Here is a 16,499-nt window from a genome sequence, read left to right as displayed (position 1 = left end):
TTCACAGCTTGCGGTACAGCCGCTCGCGCGGCACCAGTGGCTCGAAATCCCCGGCGTGGGCGCTGAAGTGCAGGCTCTCCTTGCTCCCCAGCCCCAGGAAGCCGCGCCGCGCCAGCGCGTCGTGGAACAGGCCGATGGCGCGGTCCTGCAGCGCGCGGTCGAAGTAGATCAGCACATTGCGGCACGAAATCAGCTGGGCCTCCTGGAACACGCTGTCGGTGGCCAGGCTGTGGTCGGCAAACACCGACTGGCGGATCAGCCCGGCGCTGAACTTGGCCTTCCCATAGGCTGCATGATAGTAGTCCGAGAGCGAGCGCCGCCCGCCCGCCGCCAGGTAGTTGGCGCCGAACGCCCGCAGGCGCCCCGCATCGTACACACCCGCCCGGGCGATGGCCAGCGCGTCGGGGTTGATGTCCGTGGCGTAGAACACCGTGCGCTCGGCCAGCCCCTCCTCCTCGAACAGGATGGCCAGCGACCACAATTCCTCGCCGCTGCTGCACCCGGCCACCCAGACATTGATCGACGGATAGGTCTGGAGCACCGGCACCACATGCTCGCGGATGGCGCGGAAGTAGGACGGGTCCCGGAACATCTCGCTGACCTGCACCGTCAGGTACTGCAGCATGCGCGCGAACAGTGCCGGGTCGCGCAGCATGCGGTCCTGGAGTTGCGACAGCGTCGCAAAGCCCAGGTCGTGCAGCGCCTGCTGCAACCGCCGCCGCACCGAGGCCCGCGCGTAGTGCCGGAAATCGTGCTGGTACTTGCGGAAGATCGCCTCCAGCAGCAGTTCCAGTTCGATCTCGAAATTGGCGTCGGGCAGCGCCGTCTCGCCGTGATCCACCACCGGCACGGGCAGCGGTAACGACAGCGGCGGCAGCGGCGCGGTGTCCGGGGTCTTCAACTTTCGTGGAGCCATACGCGGCACAGGGACAGCAGTTGATCCACATCAATCGGCTTGGCGATGTAGTCGTTCGCCCCGGCGCGCAGGCACGCCTCGCGGTCGGACGGCATCGCCTTGGCGGTCAGCGCGATGATCGGCAGCCGCCCGTACTCGGGCATCTGGCGGATATGGCGCATGGCCGTGATGCCGTCCATCTCCGGCATCATGATGTCCATCAGGACGAGGTCCACGTCCTTGTGGCGCGCCAGCATGTCCAGCGCCTCGCGCCCGCTGCGGGCGATCTCCACGGTGGCCCCGAGCGGCTCGATCACCTTGGACAGCGCGAAGATGTTGCGCGCGTCGTCCTCCACCAGCAGCAGCTTGCGGCCGTCGAAGGCGTCGTCGCGGCTGCGCGCGGCGCGCAGCATGCGCTGCTGCTCGGGTGGCAACTGGGACTCCACGCTGTGCAGGAACAGCGTCACTTCGTCCAGCAGCCGGTCCGGCGAACGCGCGCCCTTGATGATGATCGACTTCGAATAGCGGCGCAGGCGCTGCTCGTCCTCGGCCGATAGCTGCCGCCCGGTGTAGACGATGACCGGCGGCATCTGCGCGGCGCCATCGCTGGCCATGTGGGCGAGCAGGTCGTGGCCGGTGCCGTCCGGCAGCACCATGTCCATCACCACGCAGTCGAACGCGGCGCCGGCCAGCGCCTCGCGCGCGCCGGCCACGGTGCCGGCAGTGACGATCTCGGCCTGGACCGATTGCAGCAACGCGCGGATGCTCTCGCGCAGCGCCGGGTCATCCTCGATCACCAGCACGCGGCGCTGGCCCGGCGCCATGCGCGCCTCCAGCCCCCGCATCACCTCGGCCAGCTTGTTGCGCTCGCTCGGCTTGAAGGTGTAGCCGATGGCGCCGCGATGCAGCGCGGCCTCGGCGTGGTCGCTGACCGAGATCAGGTGCGTGGGGATGTGGCGCGTGGCCGGGTCGTGCTTGAGCCAGTCCAGCAGCGTCAGGCCCGACTGGTCCGGCAGCGCCACGTCGAGCAGGATGCCGCAGGGCTGGTGGTGGCGCGCCAGTTCCAGCCCGTGGCTCGACGTGGTGGCATGGATGCAGTCGAAATCCAGCTCGTGGGCCAGGTCGTAGAGGATGCCGGCGAAGTCGATATCGTCTTCCACGACCAGGATCAGGCGGTTGCCGCGCGTGCGGTGGTCGCGGTCGTCGGCAATCGGCTGCGGATAGCCGGACGGCGATGGGCCCGGCCCGCCTTCGGACGCCTCCGGGGCCGGCACCGGCGCTGCCCGGGCGGCGGGCGAGAGCGGCATGGCCTGCGACGGTGGGGCCTGCACCTGCTCGGGGGCGGCCGGCGGCGTGACCAGCCCGGCCTGCGTGGCGGCATCCGCCACCAGCGTGCGCGGTACGGTCAGCGAGAACACGCTGCCCTGGCCCGGCTCGCTCGCCACGGCAATCACGCCACCCAGCAGCCGCGCCAGCTCGCGCGAGATCGACAAGCCCAGCCCGGTACCGCCGTAGCGGCGGCTGGTGGTGCCGTCGGCCTGCTGGAAGGCCTCGAAAATGACCTGCTGCTTGTCACGCGGAATACCGATGCCGGTGTCGCGCACCTCGAATCGCATCGCATCGTCGCCCTGCGCGACCAGCGCCAGCGTGACCGAGCCCTTCTCCGTGAACTTGAAGGCATTGGATAGCAGATTCTTGAGGATTTGCTGCAGGCGCTGGCTGTCCGTGACGATGGCGTCAGGCAGGCCCGGCATCCGCTCCACGCGGAAGGCCACGCCCTTCTGCTCGCCCACATGGTCGAACATCTGCGAAATCCGGGCGGTGAAGGCGTCCAGTTCCACCGGCTCCGGCTCGATGGTCAGGTGGCCGGCCTCGATCTTGGAGAGGTCGAGGATGTCGTTGATCAGGTTCAGCAGATCGGTATTGGCCGCGTGGATGGTGGCCGCGTAGCGGACCTGCTCGCCGGTCAGCGTGCCGTCCTTGTTCTCCTGCAGCAGCTTCGCCAGGATCAGCGCGCTGTTCAGCGGCGTGCGCAGCTCGTGCGACATATTCGCCAGGAACTCGCTCTTGTACTGGTTCGAGCGCTCCAGCGCCCGGGCGTTGGCGGCCAGTTCGGCCTGGAAGGCGAGCATCTCGCGCTTCTGCGTCTCCAGCCGCTGGGTGTGCTCCTCCAGCTGGACGTTGGTCTGTTCGAGTTCCGCCTGCTGGGTTTCCAGCCGCGCCTGGGAGTCCATCAGCGCACGGCCGCGCTCCTCCAGTTCCTCGTTGGAGACGCGCAGCTCCTCCTGCTGGACCTGCAATTCCTCGCTCTGGCGCTGGGTTTCGCCGAGCAGGTGCTCCAGCCGGCCCCGGTAGCTCGCGGCGCGCAGCGTCATGCCGACTGGCTCACCGATGCGCTCAAGCAGTTCCACCACATCGGCAGTCCCGCGCCGGGACGTGATAAAGCCCAGTTCGATCACCCCGACGACCTCGCCCTCGGCGGTCAGCGGCGCGGCCACGATCTCGGTGGGAGTCGTGCGGCCCAGCGCGGAGGCCACCGGCAGGTAGTCGGGCGGCAGCCCGCCCACGGCGATCACCCGGTTCTCGGTCACGGCCTGGCCGGCCAGCGTCTCGCCGGGGGCGAGGGTGGCCGGCGCGCGGTCAGCATCGGCCAATGCCCAGGTGGCCAGCCGGTGCAGGCGGCCGTCGTCGCACTGATAGACCACGCCTACGCGGGCGTCGAGCGCCGACGCCAGCGCACGCACCAGCGCATCGCCGACATTGCCGGCCGATTGCGCCGAGCGCACCTCCTGGTGAATCTTCACCTGGGCCTGCTGCACCCACATCAGCCGCTGGATGGCGCCCTGGCCCACCAGGTAGCGGTAGATCACCACGGCCAGGAACCAGTTCACCAGGAAGCCGATGGACCGGTTGGTGATGGCGATGATGGGCGCGGCGCCGGGCGGCGAGACCACGTAGCCCACCGCCAGCAGCAGCGAACTGACCGCCGCCACGATCAGCGGCAGGCGCGGGTTGTCCGCGTAGATCGACAGGCAAATCGGGATCAGATAGAACAGCCACGCGGCCAGGCCGAGCGGCGTGAACGCATCCGCCGCGAAGACCACGGCAAGCGAGACGGGCACCAGGATCGTGCCAAACAGGAAGCGTTGCAGGGAAGTCGGTTGCATACCGGCAGGATCGATGGGATGAAAGCGGGCGGGCGCGGCGGCAGGCGTCCCGGCCCCCCGCCAGCATGGATGCCGGCCAGGGCGCCTTATCGTACCTTGCGACGGGCGCCGTGGCTGTCGGTGTCGCGCCGACAATTGCTGCACCGCAGCGCCGCTACAATCGGCCGATCGCCGCCTTGCCGGCACCCCCGGATCCGCCAATGTTCCCGGACGACCCCGCCGCCCACGCCTTGGCCCATGTGKCCGCGCGCAGCCACGGCGCGCCGCTGCACCCAGACTGGCGCGTCACGCTCAATTTCCACCCGGACCGGCTCCACGCCGGCGTGCCGCTGCTCGCGGCCATGGCCGCCGACGGCGTCTATCGCTCCCAGTTCGAGACCGGCACCAGCAACGGCGGGCTGACCGCCCACCCCGGCGGGGACCGCTGGCACTGGGAAAGCCGGATGTTCGGCCAGGCCTACGACGCCGCGCCGCCAGCCGACCGCCCCAAGTACGGCGCGCTCAACCATCGCCATCGGCCCGAAGGGGGCTCGCCGCGCTTCGGCGCCTGCCACCTGCGGCTGGCGGCGGACGTGCTGGCGCGGACCACCTTCTGTTACCCGGACAGCGTGTTCGATCCGGTGCATTTCGGCGTGGCCGGACGGCTGGATCTGGTAGACCGGCTGCGCGCCGCGCCGCCGGACGATCCGCTCGACCACTATATAGAAGCGCATGTACACGGCCCGCTGGTGCTGGCGCGCGACGTGGAGGCGCTCGTGCTCGATCCGTCGTTCCGGGGCACCGAGACCGAGACGCTGGCCCGCGCCCTGCCCTGCGCCGTCGAATGGCACGCGGGATTCTCGGCGAATGCCGATGACTTGCGGGCCGAACGCGACTATCGCGACTATCGCGGCGCCCACATCGCCGAACTGGCCACGACGCTGGCCGGGAGTGAGCCGCTCACCCCGGCCCGGATCGGCGCAGCCGCCCGCGCGGGCCGCCACGATCCCCAGTTGCTGAAGAAGGTCTGGCACTGCCTGGCGCGCTTCGGGAATCGGAATTAGTCACATCACCAGCAGCACCACCCCGCAGATACCCAGCGCCGCCGTCCAGATCCAGTCGAGATTGACCCAGCCGGTCCGCAGGAAGGCCACGCCGACGCGGTCGTAGACCAGCAGCGCCACGGCGCAGATGGCGGCGAGCATCGTTGCCGTGTGCAGGCCCAGCGCCAGCATGGCCGGGCCGAGCGCGTCGGCGGCGTCGAACTGGGTGGCGCCCGGCGTGGCGCAGATCGGCATCAGCGCCGGCACCAGCATCAGCCCGGCCCCGTGCATGCCGGCCATCAGGAACGACCACGCCGCCAGCCCMAGCATGCCAGCCCGCATGCCCACGCGCGGCCGMATGCGGTGCCCGCGCACCATGTGCCAGATCGCCCAACCCAGCAGCACCGCCCCGGCCACCCGCGCGAAGCCGGTGTGCGGCAGCACGCTGCCCAGCCAGAGTGCCACGCCCACGGCCAGCGCCACCGCCGCCGCGTGGCCGAGCGCAATCGGCACCAGCGACCACAGCACCACGCGGCGCTGGCCCCGATGCAGGCCCAGCGCCACGGCGAACAGCCATCCCATGGCCGGGTTCAGGCCGTGGAACAGGCCCAGCGCGGCAATCGTCAGCCAGGGCCACCAGGCAGTCCATGTCGCCGCCCAGGTTGGCGTCCACGTCAGCATGCGCGGCCCCCGCGAAGGCTAGGGAAAGCAGTAGGAATCCGAGGAGCAGTCGCCGCCCTGCAGGCGCACCTGGTGCGGACGATGGCTCTTGGGCCAATCGAGGAAGAAGCGCGGATCGAAGGCGATGCCCCCGTCGGGCGCGGCATCGAGCTTGACCATCCAGCCGTCCAGCCCCTCGGGGTAGAACTGCGGATCGACCGCGCCATAGAGAGAATTGGTGAAATAGACGCGCCGGCCGTCCCGGCTGACCTCCACCATCTGCGGGCCGCCGTTCAGGCTGCGGCCCGGCGCGCCCGGATGCCCGGCCCGCGAGACGATGCCGCCGATCCGCACCTTGCCGGTCAGCTTCGGGGCGAAGGGGTCGGAGACGTCGTACTGGAGCAAATCCCCTGTGCCCCAGCAGGACACGTAGAGGAAACGGTCGTCCATCGACAGGTCGATGTCCGTGACCAGCGGCGGCACCGCGCCAAACCCCTTGAGCATCGGCGGAAGCTGGTCCGGGTCGGCCGGCTCGGCGGGGATGTCGATGATCTTCTTCACCGCCCATTTGTCGCCATCGCGGTACCAGGTCCAGATCGACGAGGACAGGTCCTTCAGGCACAGCACGCAGTTGACGAAGCCGTACGCCTTGGTCGGGTCGTGCGCGGGGCGCAGTTCGAAGACCAGCTGGTAGTCCGGGCCGAAATCGATCTCCTGAAGATGCTTGCGCCCCGTGAAATCCCAGAAATGGAGCTTCCGGCCGTAGCGCGCGCCGAGCAGGATGTCGGCGACCAGGCCGTCCTCGATCATGTCCGGCGTGCCCCACTCGCTTGTCACGAGCGTGTCATAGCCCAGGTGCCACCATCCGTCATAGGCGAAATGCTGGGGACCGCGCTCCACCTCCCATTGGCCGAGCGGGTCGAAGCTCTGGGCGTCCAGCATGGCGATGCCGCCCGGCCCCTTGCCCTCGGCATTGCCCAGCGCCGTCACATAGATGCCGCCCGGGCCGCAATGCACCGTGTGGGGGCGGCTGTAGCCGGTGCGCTCGGCCAGTTCCTCGGGCTCGATCACCCGGCTGATGACGGGCTGGCGCGGGTCCGGGCCGGTATCGAGGATATAGATACGAGAGGAACGCAGGCCCGGCACCACGAGGTAGCGCCGTTCCATATGAGGATGCGGCGCGTTGGGACACAGGCAGGACGAGCAGGCATTCCACCCGAAATGATGCAGTTCGTCGCCGGCATGGGTCATGGTCACCTGCCCGACGATCTGCGCGTACGTGGCCGAGTCGGGGTCCACGTCCACCACGGCGATGCCGTCCGGCTGCTGGCGCCCGGGGTCGAACATCGCCACGTAGGCCAGGGTCTCGGGCGGCGCCTTGGCGGCCAGCCGCGGAGACGGGTAAAAGCTCGGGTCGGGCTTCCAGGTGGCCATGATTCGCCTCCGGTGGACTGCGGGCTTGAACTATAGGACATGGCCGGCCCATGTGACGCCCATGATCCTTGGGTTCAGACGGCCTATCCCAAGGTGTTATGGCGGGTATCGACCCTTTCTCTGCACCATAGGCGTTCTCCTAATTTGCTGAAATCGCGGATCGAAAAGACTGACACCTATCGCCTTTATTGATCAATACGATATGACTTGTCGTAGTCGTTCTGCGATAGTGCTTTCAACACCCCCTGCCCACAAAGGAATTGTCATGAACAAGCTTACGACCGCTTTCGGCGCGCCCGTCGTCGATAACCAGAACATTCAGACCGCTGGTCCGCGCGGACCGGCCCTGTTGCAGGACGTATGGTTCCTGGAAAAGCTGGCCCACTTCGACCGCGAGGTCATCCCCGAGCGCCGCATGCACGCCAAGGGCTCGGGCGCCTATGGCACGTTCACGGTCACGCATGACATCACCCAGTACACGCGCGCCAAGCTGTTCTCCGAAATCGGCAAGAAAACCGAGCTGTTCCTGCGCTTCTCGTCGGTGGCTGGCGAGCGCGGCGCGGCCGATGCCGAGCGGGATATCCGTGGTTTCGCGATGAAGTTCTATACCGAGGAAGGCAACTGGGATCTGGTGGGCAACAACACCCCGGTCTTCTTCCTGCGTGACCCGCTGAAGTTCCCCGACCTGAACCACGCCGTCAAGCGCGACCCGCGCACCGGCCTGCGCAGCGCCGACAACAACTGGGACTTCTGGACCGGCCTGCCCGAGGCGCTGCACCAGGTCACCATCGTCATGAGCGATCGCGGCATCCCCAGTTCGTGGCGCCACATGCATGGCTTCGGCAGCCATACCTACAGCTTCATCAACGCCAACTATGAGCGCCACTGGGTGAAGTTCCACTTCCGGACGGAGCAGGGCATCCAGAACCTGACCGACGCCGAAGCCGCCGAGGTAACTGGCCGCGACCGCGAGCACCACCAGCGCGACCTGTACGAATCCATCGAGCGTGGCGAGTTCCCGCGCTGGAAGCTGTACATCCAGATCATGACGGAAGCCGAGGCGGGCAAGTACCGCGTCAACCCGTTCGACCTGACCAAGATCTGGTCGAAGAAGGACTTCCCGCTGATCGAAGTGGGCGTGATGGAGCTGAACCGCAACCCCGAGAACCATTTCGCCGAGGTGGAGCAGGCCGCGTTCGCGCCGTCGACCATCGTGCCGGGGATCGGCTTCTCGCCGGACAAGATGCTGCAGGGCCGCCTGTTCTCGTATGGCGACACCCAGCGCTACCGCCTGGGCGTGAACCATTCGATGATCCCGGTCAACTCGCCGAAGGCCGCCAAGTTCGTGAACAGCTATCACCGCGACGGCCGCATGCGCATCGACGACAACCAGGGCGGCAAGACCTCCTACGAGCCGAACACGCGCGGCGAGTGGGTGGAGCAGCCGGACTTCCGCGAGCCGCCGCTGACGCTGGAAGGCACCGCCGACCACTGGAACCATCGCGTGGACGACGACTACTTCTCGCAGCCGGGCGACCTGTTCCGACTGATGACGCCGGCCCAGCAGCAGGTGCTGTTCGATAACACGGCCCGCGCCATCAAGGGCGTGTCGCGCCATATCCAGCAGCGCCATATCGAGCACTGCACCAAGGCCGACCCGGCCTACGGCCAGGGCGTGGCGGCTGCGATCGAGCGGATCGAAGGCCAGAAGTAAGCGCTAACCGGGCTACCGGACGATCGGGCACTCCGGGGCTGCGGCCCCGGGCTCCCCGGACACCGCAGGACAGGACAACAGGACAATGCCATGGACCAGACATCGACCCCACCCACCGGCACCATGACGGCGGAAGAGGAATCCCGCATGGTGGCCGCGCTGGGCGAAGTATTCGACCTCGCGCGCCAGGGCGACGCAGCGGCGCTGTCCGCGCTGATCGCGCGCGGCATGCCGGCCAACCTGCGCAACGAAAAGGGCGACAGCCTGCTGATGCTGGCCGCCTACCACGGTCATGTGGACACCGTGCTGGCGCTGCTCCAGGCCGGCGCCTCGCCGGACCTGCGCAATGCGGCCGGGCAGACGCCGCTGGCAGGCGCTGCGTTCAAGGGTTTCAGGGAAGTGATCGAAGCACTACTTGCGCATGGCGCCGATGTGGAAGGAGCCTCGCCGGACGGCCGCACCGCGCTGATGACGGCGGCGATGTTCAATCGCACCGAAATCGTCGATCTGCTGATCGCGCACGGCGCCAACCCGGACGCGCGCGACCACCGCGGCCTCTCCGCCGCCGATGCCGCCGCCGTCATGGGCGCCGGCCGCGCGGCCACCCAGTTGGGCGGGCCGCACCACTAGGTCTTATCGGTCAATCTGGCTCAGCCACGGCCGACGAACGGCATCTTGGTGGCCATCACGGTCATGAACTGCACATTGGCCTCCAGCGGCAGGTTCGCCATGTGCAGGACCGAACTGGCGATGTGCGCCACATCCATCAGCGGTTCCGGGCGAATCTCGCCATTGGCCTGCGGCACGCCGCGCGCCATGCGGTTGGCCATGTCGGTGCCGGCGTTGCCGATGTCGATCTGTCCACAGGCGATGTCCCAGGCGCGGCCATCGAGCGACAGGCTCTTGGTCAGCCCCGTGATGGCATGCTTGGTGGCCGTGTAGGGCACCGTGTTCGGGCGCGGGGCGTGGGCCGAAATCGACCCGTTATTGATGATCCGCCCGCCGCGCGGGTCCTGCGACTTCATCAGCGCGAACGCGCCGCGCGCGCACAGGAAGGCGCCGGTCAGATTGGTATCGACCACGGCCTTCCACTGCTCGACCGACAGTTCATCGATGGAAATGGCCGGGGCGTTGATGCCGGCGTTATTGAACAGCACGTCCAGCCGGCCGAAGCGCTCGCGCACCCGGGCGTAGAGCTGGTCGACCGAGGCCGGGTCGCTCACATCGCACTGCACGGCCAGCGCGGTCTGGCCAGCGGCGGCGGCTTCGGCCGCCAGCGCCTCGAGTGTGGCGGCGGTCCGGCCGGCCAGCACCACCTGGTAGCCGTCGGCCAGCAGCGCCTGCGCCACGGCCTTGCCAATACCCCGGGCCGCGCCCGTGACCAGTGCGACTTTGCTTCCTTGCGTCATGCCTTGTCTCCTGTTTTCGTAGCTGCCGATGATAGTCCGACGCGCCTGAAAATGCCTTGGGAGCCATTCCCGGCGTCGCATTTTCGTGATGATCTAAAGATATAACAACAAAGCATTTGGCCGGCGGGGCGCCTTCCCGTAGCATGCGGCAGTCTTTTCTTGCGGACAKGGCCGATTGCGCCCGGTCCACGCGCAATTTTCTTTCAATCGCCCCCAATCAATGTCTGCCGATCTTGCCCTGTCGCCCGCCGCGACGCAGGCCGCCGCCCAGGCGGCCGCGCCCGCCCGTGCGACCATCCGTTCCGCCGCCGATGTGGCCAAGCTGGTCAACCAGGGCGGCGCCGCCGTCAGCAATGCCCGCATCGTCGTGGCCATCGCGCTGGGCGGCATCTTCCTCGATGCCTATGACCTCGGCGCCCTGGCCTTCGGCCTGAAGGACGTCACCCGCGAATTCAACCTGTCGCCCGCCGGCACCGGCATGGTGGCATCGGCCATCACGTTCGGCGCCATCGTCGGCGCCTTCCTGGGCGGCTATTTCACCGACCGCATCGGCCGCTACCGCGTGTTCATGGCCGACATGGTGTTCTTCGTCGTGGCCGCCATCGCCTGCGCGTTTGCCCCCAACGAATACGTGCTGGCCGGCGCGCGCTTCGTCATGGGACTGGGGGTCGGCATCGACCTCCCTGTCGCCATGGCCTTCCTGGCCGAGTTCTCCAAGCTCCAGGGCAAGGGCAACAAGGCGTCCCGGGTGGCGATGTGGTGCCCGACCTGGTACGCGGCCATCTGCGTGTCCTATCTGTTAGTGCTGCTCTGCTACTCGGTGCTGCCGGAATCGCACGGCAACCTGCTCTGGCGCATCATCCTCGGCTTCGGCGCCGTGCCGGCGCTGGTCATCATCGCCGTGCGCAGCCGCTACATGAGCGAATCGCCGGTGTGGGCCGCCAACCAGGGCGACCTGGAAGGCGCCGCCAAGATCCTGCGCCAGTCCTACGGCATCGACGCCGTAGTGGCCCCGGACGCCGTGGCCGAGCCGCCCAAGCGCCCCGCCTCCTGGCGCAACTACGGGCTGCTGCTCAAGGGCGTGTACGCGCGGCGCACGGTGCTGGCCACGGTGATGTCGATTGCCTCGTCGTTCGCCTATAACGCCGTGGCGTTCGGCCTGCCGGTGATCATCGCCAGCTTCCTGGCGCAGTCGATGCTGACCACGATCCTGGTCTCGCTGGCGCTGAACCTGCTGTTCGCCTTCGTCGGCGGCCTGATCGGCGTGCACCTGGTGCCGAAGACCGGCGCCTGGAAGCTGACCGTGACCGGCTACGCCTTCCAGCTCGCCGCGCTGATCGGCCTGGCGCTGGTCGGCAAGCCCCACGGCGCCCCCGAAGTGGTCGCCGCCATCGCCTTCCTGGCCGTGTTCCTGCTGGGCCAGGGCTTCGGCCCGGGCGCGCACACCATGACCTACGCCTCGCTGAGCTACCCGACGTCGCTGCGCGGCGTGGGCGTCGGCTTCAACCAGACGCTGATGCGCGCCAGCTCCACGGCATCGCTGTTCCTGTTCCCGGTGCTGGCCGCCGCGCTGAGCACCAAGGTGTTCTGGGTCATCGCCCTGGCCCCGCTGGCCGGCCTGGTCGCCCTGCTGGCCATCCGCTGGGAGCCGGCCAACTACGACGTGGACGCCGAAGACTTCTGATTTGCCGATCCGCCCGCCKATGGGGAGCCGGTAGGTTCCCCACAGGTCTGCGCCAAAAAAAACCCCCACGCTTGAGAGAGCGTGGGGTTTTTACATTTTGGACACACACCGTGGGGTGTTGCCGACAGTGGGCATAGTGGCCATTGCCCATATTCTGTATATACGACAAGATGCCAACACAGCATCACTTCAAACCAGATCATTCCCAAGAAATCGCGTAAAACGCGACGCCGCGCCCCCTGACCACACGGCTAACTCGCCCAACAAGCGTATTGCCGTATATACAAATAGGGGGTAGCATTTGAAGATCGTCATCTCACCAGCCATCGCAAAGAAGCTTGTGGCGAAGCACGGCGGCATTCGCGATGTGGAGATCCGGCAAGCCTTTGCAAACCGGGTGGGGCAGATCCTCGTGGATGACCGCGAGGAACACGCCTCGGACCCGCCCACGCACTGGTTCTGCGCGAAGACGGACACTGGCCGCATGCTCAAGATCGTCTACGTCAGAAGGGACGACACTATTTTTCTCAAGACCGCGTATGAACCGGCACTGCCCACCGTGGCGTTCTACCGGCGCATGTGCCTGGCCGGGCGGTCATGAATCAACCTTTGCAACAGGAGTAGCACATGAGCAACGCCAAGAAAATTCCGGGAACCGTCGAAGCGTGGGAGCAGGGTGACCTCGGGGAGGACGAGGCACACGCCGTCGTCGCACCCGACGAATCCGCGGCACTGGACCGGGCGCTTGGCCTGCAGGCAGTGTCGATCCGCCTGCAAAAATCGCTGATCAGCGATTTCAAGTTCCTCGCCGAAGAGCACGGCATGGGCTACCAGCCGCTCATGCGCGAGGCGCTGCGCCGCTTTGCGGAAGCAGAAATGAAGCGCCTCGCGGTCAAGTACGCCAACGAACGGCGGCGTGGCGCGGCCGAGCAGGGGGACAGCAAGCCCAAGCGGCCGAAGGCGGCCTGACCAAGGTTTGGCGCGCTCTACGAACCGGCCTGCGTCTCCAGCCACGACGCCAGCGTCCCGACCACGCCCTTGGCGAACATCGTGAACACCGGCTCGCTGACAAACCCCGTGTGTGGCGTAACAACCACATCCGTACGCCCGCGCAGCGGATGATCGGCGGGCACCGGCTCCACGTCGAAGACATCCAGCGCCGCCATGGCAGGGCGATGGCGGTCCAGCGCGCGCGGCAGGGCTTCCATGTCGATCAGGGCCGAGCGGGAGGTGTTGACCAGCAGCGCGTCGGCCCGCATCAGCGCCAGCCGCTCGGCGTTGATCAGCCGCGTGGTTTCCGCCGTCGGCACCAGATGCAGGCTGACCACGCGCGAGGTGGAGAGCAGCGCCTCCAGGCTCACCGCCGTCACCCCCTCTGCCGCCGCGCGCTCGGGCGTCATGCGCGGGCTCCACGTCACCACTTCCATGCCGAGCGCCTTGCCGACACGCGCCACGCGCTTGCCGATCTCGCCCAGGCCGATCAGGCCCAGCCGCTCGCCGTGCAGCACGCCGGGCAGCGGCAGCGCCTCCGCCGGCCGCCAGCCGCCGAGCCGCATCGTCGCCATCTGCATTTCCAGCTGGCGCGTGGCCGCCAAAATCAGCGCCCACGTCATCTCGCAGGTGGACTCCTTGGACGGCCCCCATTCCGTATTGGCGACGGGGATGCCGCGCGCGCGCAGCGCCTCCACGTCGAGCGTGGTGTTACGCGTGCCGGTGAAGACCACGTAGCGCAGCCGCTCTGCCATCCGCAGCGTGGCGGCATCCAGCGGGGTGCGGTCCCGCACCAGCACCAGCACTTCCACCTCGCGCAGCACGGCGGCCAGCGCCTCCCCGCGCAGCGGGGCGTGGTGGAAGGCCACGTCCGCCTGCGCCTGGATGGCCGACCAGTCCGCCAGCCGGGTCAGGGCGCGCTCGTAGTCGCCCAGTACCGCAATCCGGGGGCGCGCCATGTTACGGACGCGCCAGCGCGGTAATGGTGCCGACGTTGGCGGTCTCGCCCAGCTTCCAGCAGGCATCGATCAGCTTGGMTACCTGCGCCGCGCCGAGCACCGGGTCGGCCAGCGCGTGGAACTTGGCGTCCAGGTTGGCATCGGTCATCGGGCGTTGCAGCGAGCCGATGGCGTGCTCCACGGTCACCGCGATCTCGCGGCCGTTCTTGAGCACGGCCTTGACGATGGAAGCGGCCTCGTCGACGTTCGCGTCGGCCGTCGCCACCACCTTGCGGCGCAGCGCCACCACGTCCTCACGGGTGACGATGTGGTCCGAGAACTCCTCCTCGGCGGCGCGACCGAAGATCAGGCCCGCCGCGCAGCCGTGGTAGACGCTGAACTTGGCGAGCAGGCCATCGGTCGGCTCCTTCTTGCCGGTCAGCTCCAGCACCAGCGGGTGCACGCGCAGTTCGATGCGCTCCACGTCCTCGGCCTTCACGCCCTGCTCGCGCAGCTGCACGCAGGCGTCGATGCTCGGGTGGATCACGATGCCGCAGGCAAACGGCTTGTAGGTATTGAACGAGATCTCGAAGCGGCTGCCCAGCTCGTCGGTAATCTCGTTCCAGTCGGTCTTGGCCGAAATCACCTGCATGAAGCCGCGCGGTGCCTCCAGCGCCTTCGCGCTCGACGTGTAGCCGTGCCGCGCCATCAGCGCCGACATCAGCCCGGCGCGCGCCGCGCCGCCCGGGTGGAACGGCTTGGTCATGGTGCCGAACTGCTCGCGCAGACCCACCGGCTGGGAAGCGGCGATGCCCAGCGCCATCGTCGTACGGTCCTCGTCCAGCCCAAGCAGGCGCGAGCAGGCTGCCGCCGCGCCCAGCATGCCGGTGGAGCCGGTGATGTGCCAGCCACGGTCGTAGTGGTCCGGGTACATGGCGTTGCCCACGCGGCAGGCCACGTCGATGCCCAGCACCACGGCATCGGTCACGGCACGGCCGCTGGCGCCAGTGTGCTCGGCCAGCGCCAGCACGGCGGATGCCACCGGGCCGGCCGGGTGGATGATGGTCTTCAGGTGCGTATCGTCGAAATCGAACGTATGCGAGGTAATGCCATTCACCAGCGCGGCGCTGGCCATGTCCACCTTGTCGCGGCGGCCCAGCACGGTGGCTTGCGGCGCCGGCTGCAGTTCCGCCACGGCGGCCAGCGCGGCCACGGCGGACTCATGCCCGGCGGCGCCCACGGCGCAGCCCAGCCAGTTCATGAAGGTACGATGGGCTTCGTGGTCCACCTCGCGGCTCCAGCCTTGCGACGGATGCGTGGCCACGAATTTTCCGAGGATGCGCGTGACCGGCGGGGCGTTGTGGTCGGCGGCGACATGGGTATTGCGTGCCATGGGATAGGGGTCCTTGTTCAGTGAATCGAAAAATGGGGGCTGGCTTGCAGGCAGCCGAGCCGGTCAGGTATCGAGATGGATGCCGCGGTCCTTGGCGAGCTTGCTCCAGCGGTTCACCTCGTCGGCGATATAGCGGCGGAACTGGTCGGGCGTCATCGGCGTGGGCTGCAGCGCCTCGGAGGACAGCTTGTCAGCCAGGTCCGGGCTCTTGAGCACCGTGTTGAGCGAACTGTTGAGCTTGGCGACGATATCGGCGGGCATGCCGGCCGGGCCGACCACGCCGTACCACTGCTGGGCGTCGAAGCCCTTGAGCCCGGCTTCCTCCAGCGTCGGCACGTCCTTGAGCAGCGGGTGGCGCGCGTGGCCGGTCACGGCCAGCGGCCTCACGCGGCCCGAGCGGATATGCGGCAGCGCGGCGGAAAGCCCCGGGAACATCGCCTGCGTCTGGCCGCCAATCAGGTCGTTGAACGCCGGGGCAATGCCCCGGTACGCCGCGTGGGTCATCTTCACGTTGACCTGCTGGGCGAACAACTCCATCGACAGATGCGTCAGCGACCCCGGCCCGGACGAGCCGTACGCCACCGCGCCGGACTTCTTCGCATAGGCGATGAACTCGGCCAACGTGGACGCCGGCACGCCGGCGCTCACCACCAGCACATTGGGCGTGCCGCCGATCATGCCAATGGCGGTGAAGTCCTTGAGCGGGTCGTAGGGCACCTTGCGGGTGGCGGGATTGGTGCCGTGCGTGGCGACGTAGCCCTGCATCAGGCTGTAGCCGTCCGAGGCGGCCTTGGCGGTCATCTGGCAGGCAATCACCCCGCCGCCGCCGGCCTGGTTCTCGACCACGATGGACTGGCCGAGCACGCGGCCCCAGCGGTCCGCCACGGTGCGGCCGATCAGGTCCGAGCCGCCGCCGGCCGATACCGGCACCACGTAGCGCAGCGGCTTGTTGGGAAACGGGTCTTGCGCCTCGGCAAAGCCGGGCATGGCGAGCAGCATCGCGCCAGCCTTGAGCAGGCTGCGGCGGGTGGCATTCATGTCTCCTCCACTTGCATGACACCGCGGGAAGCGTCCCGGGTGCCTTTTTTTCGGGATGGGGCCGATGGCCGGCTGGGCCGGCGGGGCCCTGGCTTTGGCTGAACGCATCATGGACGCCCGCCGCGCGTCTGTGAATTGCAAATTTCCTCTCGATT

General features: G+C 68.0%; 14 protein-coding genes. 6 read left to right on the top strand and 8 right to left on the bottom strand.

Annotated elements, in window-relative coordinates; translation table 11 throughout:
• Window position 1 precedes the first annotated feature (1 nt).
• Window positions 2-901: a CheR family methyltransferase gene (locus tag AC1EJR_RS01605; RefSeq protein ID WP_255370778.1), complete on the bottom strand. Its 900-nt coding sequence runs from the start codon at window positions 899-901 to the stop codon at window positions 2-4.
• The gene (locus AC1EJR_RS01600; RefSeq protein ID WP_092293680.1) at window positions 898-4,062 is read right to left on the bottom strand and encodes a response regulator; all 3,165 of its coding nucleotides are present in this window, start codon (window positions 4,060-4,062) and stop codon (window positions 898-900) included. The genes AC1EJR_RS01605 and AC1EJR_RS01600 overlap by 4 nt, the downstream gene beginning before the upstream one ends.
• A gap of 200 nt (window positions 4,063-4,262) precedes the next feature.
• On the opposite strand from AC1EJR_RS01600, the gene AC1EJR_RS01595 reads away from it, so the two are divergent.
• A complete protein-coding gene (locus AC1EJR_RS01595) occupies window positions 4,263-5,105 on the top strand; it encodes a DUF3626 domain-containing protein (protein WP_477146840.1) in 843 nt (280 codons plus the stop codon).
• Here AC1EJR_RS01595 and AC1EJR_RS01590 read toward each other — a convergent pair whose 3' ends face one another.
• Entirely contained in the window at window positions 5,106-5,765 is a 660-nt protein-coding gene (locus AC1EJR_RS01590; protein ID WP_477146839.1) for a hypothetical protein, read from the bottom strand.
• 18 nt (window positions 5,766-5,783) lie between these two features.
• A complete protein-coding gene (locus AC1EJR_RS01585; protein WP_441644566.1) occupies window positions 5,784-7,178 on the bottom strand; it encodes a selenium-binding family protein in 1,395 nt (464 codons plus the stop codon).
• A gap of 265 nt (window positions 7,179-7,443) precedes the next feature.
• On the opposite strand from AC1EJR_RS01585, the gene AC1EJR_RS01580 reads away from it, so the two are divergent.
• The gene (locus AC1EJR_RS01580; RefSeq protein WP_092293688.1) at window positions 7,444-8,892 is read left to right on the top strand and encodes a catalase; all 1,449 of its coding nucleotides are present in this window, start codon (window positions 7,444-7,446) and stop codon (window positions 8,890-8,892) included.
• Window positions 8,893-8,982: 90 nt separating this feature from the next.
• Entirely contained in the window at window positions 8,983-9,522 is a 540-nt protein-coding gene (locus AC1EJR_RS01575) for an ankyrin repeat domain-containing protein (protein ID WP_369823408.1), read from the top strand.
• A gap of 20 nt (window positions 9,523-9,542) precedes the next feature.
• Here the strand turns inward: AC1EJR_RS01575 and AC1EJR_RS01570 are convergent, their stop codons facing one another.
• On the bottom strand, window positions 9,543-10,301 hold the full coding sequence (locus tag AC1EJR_RS01570) for an SDR family oxidoreductase (RefSeq protein WP_092293690.1): 759 nt from the start codon (window positions 10,299-10,301) through the stop codon (window positions 9,543-9,545).
• A 220-nt stretch (window positions 10,302-10,521) separates the two neighbouring features.
• Here AC1EJR_RS01570 and AC1EJR_RS01565 point away from each other — a divergent pair, with 220 nt between their 5' ends.
• The 3 genes from AC1EJR_RS01565 to AC1EJR_RS01555 all read left to right on the top strand — a co-directional run bounded on the left by AC1EJR_RS01565 (window position 10,522) and on the right by AC1EJR_RS01555 (window position 12,954).
• Window positions 10,522-11,985 carry an MFS transporter gene (locus tag AC1EJR_RS01565; protein ID WP_477113581.1) on the top strand — a complete coding sequence of 488 codons (1,464 nt, stop codon included), beginning with the start codon at window positions 10,522-10,524 and terminating at the stop codon, window positions 11,983-11,985.
• A 301-nt stretch (window positions 11,986-12,286) separates the two neighbouring features.
• Entirely contained in the window at window positions 12,287-12,586 is a 300-nt protein-coding gene (locus tag AC1EJR_RS01560) for a BrnT family toxin (RefSeq protein WP_092293694.1), read from the top strand.
• A gap of 26 nt (window positions 12,587-12,612) precedes the next feature.
• Window positions 12,613-12,954, top strand: a complete 342-nt coding sequence (locus AC1EJR_RS01555) for a hypothetical protein (protein WP_092293696.1) — start codon at window positions 12,613-12,615, stop codon at window positions 12,952-12,954.
• A gap of 17 nt (window positions 12,955-12,971) precedes the next feature.
• Here AC1EJR_RS01555 and AC1EJR_RS01550 read toward each other — a convergent pair whose 3' ends face one another.
• The 3 genes from AC1EJR_RS01550 to AC1EJR_RS01540 all read right to left on the bottom strand — a co-directional run bounded on the left by AC1EJR_RS01550 (window position 12,972) and on the right by AC1EJR_RS01540 (window position 16,344).
• The gene (locus AC1EJR_RS01550; RefSeq protein ID WP_477113580.1) at window positions 12,972-13,934 is read right to left on the bottom strand and encodes a D-2-hydroxyacid dehydrogenase family protein; all 963 of its coding nucleotides are present in this window, start codon (window positions 13,932-13,934) and stop codon (window positions 12,972-12,974) included.
• Between the two features lies 1 nt (window position 13,935).
• Window positions 13,936-15,306 carry an MmgE/PrpD family protein gene (locus tag AC1EJR_RS01545; RefSeq protein ID WP_477146838.1) on the bottom strand — a complete coding sequence of 457 codons (1,371 nt, stop codon included), beginning with the start codon at window positions 15,304-15,306 and terminating at the stop codon, window positions 13,936-13,938.
• A 63-nt stretch (window positions 15,307-15,369) separates the two neighbouring features.
• Window positions 15,370-16,344, bottom strand: a complete 975-nt coding sequence (locus AC1EJR_RS01540) for a Bug family tripartite tricarboxylate transporter substrate binding protein (protein ID WP_454758068.1) — start codon at window positions 16,342-16,344, stop codon at window positions 15,370-15,372.
• Window positions 16,345-16,499: the final 155 nt, after the last annotated feature.

The organism is Cupriavidus sp. 05T42, from assembly GCF_056396345.1.
The sequence above is the reverse complement of the archived record's forward strand: the minus strand, read 5'-3'. Positions and strand labels throughout refer to the sequence as shown.

What these genes read in the sequence shown, in the direction of transcription:
- AC1EJR_RS01600 (WP_092293680.1), bottom strand. Translation starts at nt 4,062, where the DNA reads ATGCAACCGACTTCCCTGCAACGCTTCCTGTTTGGCACGATCCTGGTG.
- AC1EJR_RS01585 (WP_441644566.1), bottom strand. Translation starts at nt 7,178, where the DNA reads ATGGCCACCTGGAAGCCCGACCCGAGCTTTTACCCGTCTCCGCGGCTG.
- AC1EJR_RS01580 (WP_092293688.1), top strand. Translation starts at nt 7,444, where the DNA reads ATGAACAAGCTTACGACCGCTTTCGGCGCGCCCGTCGTCGATAACCAG.
- AC1EJR_RS01575 (WP_369823408.1), top strand. Translation starts at nt 8,983, where the DNA reads ATGGACCAGACATCGACCCCACCCACCGGCACCATGACGGCGGAAGAG.
- AC1EJR_RS01570 (WP_092293690.1), bottom strand. Translation starts at nt 10,301, where the DNA reads ATGACGCAAGGAAGCAAAGTCGCACTGGTCACGGGCGCGGCCCGGGGT.
- AC1EJR_RS01565 (WP_477113581.1), top strand. Translation starts at nt 10,522, where the DNA reads ATGTCTGCCGATCTTGCCCTGTCGCCCGCCGCGACGCAGGCCGCCGCC.
- AC1EJR_RS01555 (WP_092293696.1), top strand. Translation starts at nt 12,613, where the DNA reads ATGAGCAACGCCAAGAAAATTCCGGGAACCGTCGAAGCGTGGGAGCAG.
- AC1EJR_RS01550 (WP_477113580.1), bottom strand. Translation starts at nt 13,934, where the DNA reads ATGGCGCGCCCCCGGATTGCGGTACTGGGCGACTACGAGCGCGCCCTG.
- AC1EJR_RS01540 (WP_454758068.1), bottom strand. Translation starts at nt 16,344, where the DNA reads ATGAATGCCACCCGCCGCAGCCTGCTCAAGGCTGGCGCGATGCTGCTC.